The following is a 6785-nucleotide window of genomic DNA, read 5'->3' on the forward strand; positions in this document are numbered from 1 at the left end:
GGTCGCGCAGCGGCGCGGGGAAGCCGGTGAAGGCCGCCTCACGCGCCGCGGCCAGCCACCGCGCCGCCTCGGCGGGGCCGTACTCGGGGAACGGCGAGAACTCGCCCCACCCCGCCGGGCCCTCGAGCAGCGCGCCCTCGCGTGCCGTGAGCCCGCGGAAGGGGGTCCGCATCGGGATCGAGAACGCCCGCATCAGCTGTACCAGGGGTACGGCGACCAGTCGGGGTCGCGCTTCTCCAGGAACTGGTCGCGGCCCTCGGCGGCCTCGGCCGTCCCGTAGGCCAGCCTGGTCGCCTCACCGGCGAACACCTGCTGGCCGACCAGGCCGTCGTCGATCGCGTTGAACGCGAACTTCAGCATCCGCTGCGCCGTCGGCGACTTGCCGTTGATCTTCTTCGCCCACTCCAGCGCGACCTTCTCCAGATCGGCGTGCGGGACGACCGCGTTCACCATGCCCATCCGGTGGGCGTCTTCCGCGGTGTAGGTGTCACCGAGGAAGAAGATCTCCCGCGCGAACTTCTGGCCGACCTGACGCGCCAGATACGCCGAACCGAACCCGCCGTCGAAGCTCGCGACGTCCGCGTCGGTCTGCTTGAACCGCGCGTGCTCCCTGCTGGCCAGGGTCAGGTCGGACACCACGTGCAGGCTGTGCCCGCCGCCCGCCGCCCAGCCCGGCACCAGACAGATGACGATCTTGCCCATGAACCGGATCAGCCGCTGCACCTCCAGGATGTGCAGGCGGCCCGCCCGCGCCGGGTCGATGCCGGCGGCCGTCTCCGTCTCGGAGTACTTGTAGCCGTCCCTGCCGCGGATGCGCTGGTCGCCGCCCGAGCAGAACGACCACTTGCCGTCCTTGGGCGACGGGCCGTTGCCCGTCAGCAGGATCACCCCGACGTCGCCGGTCAGCCGCGCGTGATCCAGCGCCCGGTACAGCTCGTCGACCGTGTGCGGCCGGAACGCGTTCAGCACCTCGGGGCGGTTGAACGCGATCCGCACCGTGCCCTGATCCACCGCCCGGTGGTAGGTGATGTCGGTGAAGTCGAAACCCTCGACTTCCTTCCACGCGTCAGCGTCGAACAACTCGGAGACCATCCCCCTATTCAAGCGCCTTCGCGGCCCGCCTCACGCCGCGGGTAGCCTGATCATCGTCATGCGAAACGTCCACGCCGTCATCCTGCCGCCGGGGCCCCGGCTCCTCGCGCGCCTGTCCGCCGCGCTCGACGGCACCGGACCTGCCCTGTGCCCGCTCCCGCCGGGCCTGCCGGCGCCCGCCCTGAACACCCTCCTGGACGTCCTGAAGCCCGCCGCCGTCGAGGATTCCTCGGGCGTGTCGCGCCTTCCGGGGGGCGAGCCGACCGACGCCGCCGTCCTCATCGCCACCTCCGGCAGCACCGGCACCCCCAAGATCGTGGAGCTGTCCGCCGACGCGCTCAAGGCGTCCGCGCACGCCACCCTGGACCGGGTCGGCGCGCCCGGGGCGCCCTGGCTGTGCTGCCTGCCCACCAGCCATATCGCCGGGATCCAGGTGCTGGTCCGGGCGCTGCTCGCCGGCACGGAGCCCGTCATCCATCCGGCGTTCGACCTCGACCGGGTGGCAGCGGCGGGCCGCGTCCATGTCTCGTTGGTCCCCACCCAGCTCCGCCGTCTCCTGGAGGCGGGCGCCGACCTGGCCGGCTATGCCTCGGTCCTGCTCGGCGGGGCGGCCGCTCCCCCGGCCCTGCTCGGCCAGGCCAGGGCGACCGGGGCGCGGCTGTTCACCACCTACGGGATGAGCGAGACCAGCGGCGGCTGCGTCTACGACGGCCGCCCCCTCGACGGGGTCGCGGTCTCCCTGGCCGGTGACGGCCGGATCCGGCTCGCGGGGCCCACCCTGTTCAGCCGCTACCGGCTCGCGCCCGCCCTCACCGCGGCGTCCTTCGACGGCCCCTGGTTCGTCACCGGCGACCTCGGCGAGCTGTCCGAGGGCGTCCTGCGGGTGCGGGGCCGTGCCGACGACGTCATCAACACCGGCGGCGAGAAGGTCGTCGCCGGTGAGGTCGCGGCCGTGCTCGGCCGCCACCCGGCCGTCCGGGACGTGGTCGTCGTCGGCCGGGACGACCCCGAATGGGGGCAGCGCGTCACGGCCGTGGTCGTCGCCTCCGCGCCGCTCACGCTGGAGGAGGTCCGCGGGTTCGTCCGCGAGCACCTTCCGGCCTGTGCCGCACCCCGTGAGCTGGAGTTGAGGGACGAGCTCCCGCTGCTCCCGTCGGGCAAACCCGACCGCGAGGCCCTGCGACGGCCCCAGCCCTTTACGCAGTAAGGTTCCCTAGGATCGAACCGGACGCTTTCCCCGCGCGTCCGAAAAGCCGTACCCCCACCCCCAGACGAAGCCTCCCGAAAGAGTCGAATATGCCGAAGAGGAAGACCCTCGCCGCCGCCGCCCTCGGCGCCGCGCTCCTGCTCCCCCTGTCCGCCTGCTCCTCCGGCGGCACCACGGACGGCGGGTCCGGCAACGGCGGCTCCATCGTCGAGAACCTGAAGCTCACCGCCGCCGAGATGATCCTCAAGTCGTCGGAGAAGACGGCGAACACCGACACCTTCAAGGCCACGATGGTGCTCGACAGCGACGCGATGAAGATGACGGCCTCGATCCAGACCCAGCTCAAGCCGTCCCTGCTCATGGGCATGGAGTACACCGACGTCAAGGTCGGCGACATCCCCGGCCTGCCCGCCGGCGCCGACACCTCCCAGTCGGCGAACATGTTCAAGGACCTGAAGGCCGTCGTCGACGAGAAGGCCTTCTACATCCACATGCCGAGCCTCAGCCAGCTCACCGGCGGCAAGCCCTGGCTGAAGATGGAGACGGGCGGCAAGGACGACCTCGGCCTCGGCTCGGTGCTCAAGCAGGCCCAGCAGTACAGCCCGGCCGAGCAGACCAAGATGATGACCAGCTCCCCCGACGTCCAGCAGGTCGGCGAGGAGCAGGTCGGCGGCGTCAAGACCGTCCACTACAAGGGCACCATGACCCTCGACACGGCCCTGGCCAAGCTCGACCCGCAGGCCCAGAAGGACCTCAAGGAGCTCCAGTCCGCGGCGGGCGCGGGGACGATCAGCTTCGACATCTGGATCGGCGCCGACGACCAGCTCCCCTACAAGATGATCTCCAAGACCGACTCCGCGGTCGGCGCGATCACCAGCACGATGGTCTACAGCGACTACGGCAAGCCCGTCACGATCACCGTGCCGCCCGCCGACCAGGTCGGGGACTTCAAGATCCCGTCCTGATCCGCCCAGCTCCACCCCGTCTCCACCGAGGGCCGGGCCGCGTCTCCGCGGCCCGGCCCTCCGGCTTTTCCGCGCATGGACCGTGGTGCGACAGAGCTCACAGGCCCTACCAGGCAACCCCTGCGCGGGGCCAGGCGTCCCATGACGGGTCGACGATGACGGCGGTGAGCATCCCCGCCTCGATCTCCGCGCAGGGTGAGTTAACCCACACGGAGGGTTAAGACCTGACAAAACGGACAGACCGAAAAGGGATCCGGTCAAGGTTTCCGCTGGTCGGGAACATCCTGGACAGGATCGTCCGTTTCGGATAGTGCACGCAAAAATACCGCAGAAGGGAAGGGCCGCCCCATGCCTCGCAAGGCCGCAGCGTCGTCCACCCCGGAGACCGCCGTCTCCGAGGTGTCCGGGAGCGCGCATCTCGACGAGCTGCTCGCGCTGGGCCGGTCCCGGGGCCACCTTTCGCTGGCGGAGGTCCGTCAGGCGTTCGAGGAGGCCGGGATCACCCCGGCGCAGGGCCGCTCCCTGCTGAAGGAGCTCGCCGACTCCGGCGTCAGCCTCGCCGACACCGCCGAGCCCGCCAAGAAGCCGGCCGCCCGCAAGCCGGCCGCCAAGAAGACCACCACCGCCACCAAGACGGCCACGGCGAAGAAGCCCGCCACCACCCGCAAGGCCAAGGCCACCGCCGACGACGCGCCCGCCGAGACCGCGCCGCAGGCGGGCAAGGCCGAGCTCGGCGACGACGACACCGAGTTCGACCCGACCGCCGCCGTCGAGGAGGAGGTCGAAGAGGTCAGCACCAAGGACCTCGACGACAACACCTCGGTGATGGGCGACTCCGTCCACACCTACCTCAAGGCCATCGGCCGCCGCCAGCTCCTCACCGCAGACCAGGAGGTCGACCTCGCCAAGCGGATCGAGGCCGGGCTGTACGCCGAGTACAAGCTGGAGAACGCGCCCAAGCGGATGGCGGCCTCCACCCGCGAGGACCTGGAGTGGCTGGTCGAGGACGGCAACCGCGCCAAGTCCCACATGCTCGAGGCGAACCTGCGGCTCGTGGTCTCGGTCGCCAAGAAGTACTCCGACCGCGGGCTGTCGCTGCTGGACGTCGTCCAGGAGGGCAACCTCGGCCTGATCCGGGCCGTGGAGAAGTTCGACTACTCCAAGGGCTACAAGTTCTCCACCTACGCGATGTGGTGGATCCGCCAGGCGATCCAGCGCGGTTTCGCCGACTCCGCCCGCACGATCCGGCTCCCCGTCCACGTGCTGGAGCTGCTGTCCAAGCTGTCCCGGGTGGAACGTGACATGCACCAGCGGCTCGGTCGCGAACCCACGGACGAGGAACTGGCCGTGGAGATGGACAAGAGCCCCGAGCAGGTCCGCGAGCTGCTGCGCACCAGCCGCCAGCCGATCAGCCTGGACTCCACGATCGGCGAGGACGGCGAGACCCGGATCGGCGACCTCATCGAGGACACCGACAGCCCGGAGGCGTCCGACCTGGTCGACCGGCAGCTCATGGCCGATCAGCTCCGCCGCGCGCTGGGCGTCCTCTCGCCCCGCGAAGCCAAGATCATGGCGATGCGGTTCGGGCTCTACGACGGCACCCCGCGCACCCTGGACGAGATCGGCAAGCATCTCGGCCTGACCAGGGAGCGGATCCGCCAGCTCGAGAAGGAGTCGCTGTCCAAGCTGCGGCACCCCAGCAACGCCCAGCCGCTGCTCGACTTCGCGGTCTAGAACGAAACGCCCGATTCGGGCGCCCAGGGAGGTCTGAGATCCGCCGTCGGCGGGCATGAATGTCGGCACCCCGACATCCGGAGCCCCGCCGATGGCGACCATCACCGTCTCCGCCGACCTCACCGCCACCCCGGACGAGATCTGGTCGGCCCTGCAGGACTACGACCGGTACGGCGAGTGGCTCGTCGTCCACGACTCCTTCGCCCCCGCCCCGCCCGCTCCGCCGCGTCCCGGCGACCGGTTCGTCCAGCGCGGCTCGCTGCTGGGGATGCGCGGCGAACTGGAGTGGACGTTCGAACGGCTCGTCCCCGGCCGTGAGATCGTCATCACCGCCGAGACCCCGGTCAACGCCCGGCTCCGGGTCACGTTCGTGCTGGCCCCGCAGGGCTCCGGCTCCCGGATGACCTGCCGTTACGAGCTGCTCGGGCTGCGCACCGCCGGCCTGCTGGCCCGGGCGGCCCGTCCCGAGGCCCGCAAGCACACCTTCGCCTCGCTCAACGCCCTCGACGCTCTCGCCCAGGCCCGTGCCCGCCCCCTCGAAGGCTGGGAGCAGACGGGCTGAGCGCGGCCCGGCTCATCCCTGGGCGCGCTGCAGGAACGAGAAGCAGGCGCCGTGCGGGTCGGCGACGACCGCGAGCCTGCCCCGCGGCGTGTCCGACGGCGGGACGGAGACCGTCCCGCCGTGCCGGACCAGCTCCGCGCAGGCCCGGTCGGTGTCGGCGACCGTGAAGTAGGTCATCCAGTGCGGCGGGAGCTCGGCGGGCCACGCCTCGTTCATCTGGACCATCCCGGCGACAGGGCGGCCGTCGAGTGAGAACACGGTGTACGTGGAGCCGGCGAACGGCGTGGTCTCTGCGGTCCACTCCAAGACCGCCCCGTAGAACTCCTTGGCGGCGTCGATGTCGCGGCAGGCCAGCTCCGTCCAGCCGAAGGAGCCCGGGACTCCGGTGACGGCCGCGCCGGGAAGGCCGTCCGGCTGCCAGAGCCCGAAGACCGCGCCGGTCGGATCGGCGCAGGCGGCCGCGGTGCCCCGGCCGCGGACGGGCGCGGGATCCTCGTGGACGTGCCCGCCCTCCTTCAGCACGATCGCGCAGACGGCGTCGGCGTCGGCCACCGCGACCCGGACCGTCCAGCCGGGCCGTGCGCCCTCGGTGAACAGGGGCTTCGCGCTCGCGACCGCGCCGGCCGCGCCGAGCGTGAAGACCGTCAGGCCGCCGTCGGCCGGGTCGGTCGAGGTCCGGGACGTCCAGCCGAACAGCCCGCCGTAGAACCGCTTGGCGACCTCGAGGTCAGGGGTGTCCAGCTCCGCCCAGCACGGTGTCCCGGACTGGTAGTCGGGCATCTCGCGCATGTCGTCCTCCCCTGTGGCCGGTCACGCCCAGCTTAGGGAAGGTCACGGGCGGTTGACCGGAGAACCACCGATCAGGACGCCGCGCGCACGGCCACCCGGGCGCCGACGACGCCCTCGTCGAAACGGCGCAGCACCAGCCGGGCGATCTCCTCGTGGGCGCCCAGCACCGGGGCGGTGAAGTCGGCCCCCGCGTCCACCAGCCTGCCGTGGAAGAACCCGGGCGCGAGCAGGTAGGACGCGACGGTCACGGTCCGCGCGCCCCACGCCCTGGCCTCCGCGACGACGTCGGCGAGCGCGGGCTGCGGGCCGCCCACGAACCCGTACGGCACCGGTCTGCCCAGCCGCCGTCCCAGCAGTCTGGCCGTCTCCCTGACGTCGTCGACGCCTTCGGCGGAGGTCGATCCGGCGCTGCGCGTCGATGTGAACCTGCTGTTCG

General features: G+C 71.5%; 7 protein-coding genes and 1 pseudogene. 4 read left to right on the top strand and 4 right to left on the bottom strand.

Annotation, left to right across the window (positions count from 1 at the left end; genetic code table 11):
• Both ACYVE7_RS26230 and ACYVE7_RS26235 read right to left on the bottom strand, forming a co-directional pair.
• A pseudogene (locus tag ACYVE7_RS26230) lies at window positions 1-193 on the bottom strand (o-succinylbenzoate synthase); the annotation flags it as partial.
• The gene (locus tag ACYVE7_RS26235; RefSeq protein WP_460368168.1) at window positions 193-1092 is read right to left on the bottom strand and encodes a 1,4-dihydroxy-2-naphthoyl-CoA synthase; all 900 of its coding nucleotides are present in this window, start codon (window positions 1090-1092) and stop codon (window positions 193-195) included. The gene ACYVE7_RS26235 and the pseudogene ACYVE7_RS26230, both read right to left, overlap by 1 nt.
• Window positions 1093-1150: 58 nt before the next feature.
• On the opposite strand from ACYVE7_RS26235, the gene ACYVE7_RS26240 reads away from it, so the two are divergent.
• From ACYVE7_RS26240 to ACYVE7_RS26255, 4 genes are all read left to right on the top strand, one after another.
• The gene (locus ACYVE7_RS26240) at window positions 1151-2299 is read left to right on the top strand and encodes an AMP-binding protein (protein ID WP_460368169.1); all 1149 of its coding nucleotides are present in this window, start codon (window positions 1151-1153) and stop codon (window positions 2297-2299) included.
• Window positions 2300-2388: 89 nt separating this feature from the next.
• On the top strand, window positions 2389-3264 hold the full coding sequence (locus ACYVE7_RS26245) for a LolA-like protein (protein WP_460368170.1): 876 nt from the start codon (window positions 2389-2391) through the stop codon (window positions 3262-3264).
• Between the two features lie 348 nt (window positions 3265-3612).
• Window positions 3613-4998 (top strand): RNA polymerase sigma factor, encoded by a 1386-nt coding sequence (locus tag ACYVE7_RS26250; protein WP_460368173.1) that lies wholly within the window; start codon window positions 3613-3615, stop codon window positions 4996-4998.
• Window positions 4999-5089: 91 nt separating this feature from the next.
• The gene (locus ACYVE7_RS26255; RefSeq protein ID WP_460368174.1) at window positions 5090-5560 is read left to right on the top strand and encodes an SRPBCC family protein; all 471 of its coding nucleotides are present in this window, start codon (window positions 5090-5092) and stop codon (window positions 5558-5560) included.
• Window positions 5561-5572: 12 nt separating this feature from the next.
• On the opposite strand, the gene ACYVE7_RS26260 is transcribed toward ACYVE7_RS26255, so the two are convergent.
• Window positions 5573-6349, bottom strand: coding sequence for a VOC family protein (locus ACYVE7_RS26260; RefSeq protein ID WP_460368175.1), 777 nt, complete (start codon window positions 6347-6349; stop codon window positions 5573-5575).
• Between the two features lie 71 nt (window positions 6350-6420).
• A partial coding sequence (locus ACYVE7_RS26265) for a CbiX/SirB N-terminal domain-containing protein (protein ID WP_460368176.1) occupies window positions 6421-6785 on the bottom strand: 365 nt, incomplete at its 5' end.

This window comes from Actinocorallia lasiicapitis, assembly GCF_054778695.1.

Excerpts from the sequence above, each read along its gene's own strand:
- ACYVE7_RS26235 (WP_460368168.1), bottom strand. The coding sequence starts at position 1,092 with ATGGTCTCCGAGTTGTTCGACGCTGACGCGTGGAAGGAAGTCGAGGGT.
- ACYVE7_RS26240 (WP_460368169.1), top strand. The coding sequence starts at position 1,151 with ATGCGAAACGTCCACGCCGTCATCCTGCCGCCGGGGCCCCGGCTCCTC.
- ACYVE7_RS26245 (WP_460368170.1), top strand. The coding sequence starts at position 2,389 with ATGCCGAAGAGGAAGACCCTCGCCGCCGCCGCCCTCGGCGCCGCGCTC.
- ACYVE7_RS26250 (WP_460368173.1), top strand. The coding sequence starts at position 3,613 with ATGCCTCGCAAGGCCGCAGCGTCGTCCACCCCGGAGACCGCCGTCTCC.
- ACYVE7_RS26255 (WP_460368174.1), top strand. The coding sequence starts at position 5,090 with ATGGCGACCATCACCGTCTCCGCCGACCTCACCGCCACCCCGGACGAG.
- ACYVE7_RS26260 (WP_460368175.1), bottom strand. The coding sequence starts at position 6,349 with ATGCGCGAGATGCCCGACTACCAGTCCGGGACACCGTGCTGGGCGGAG.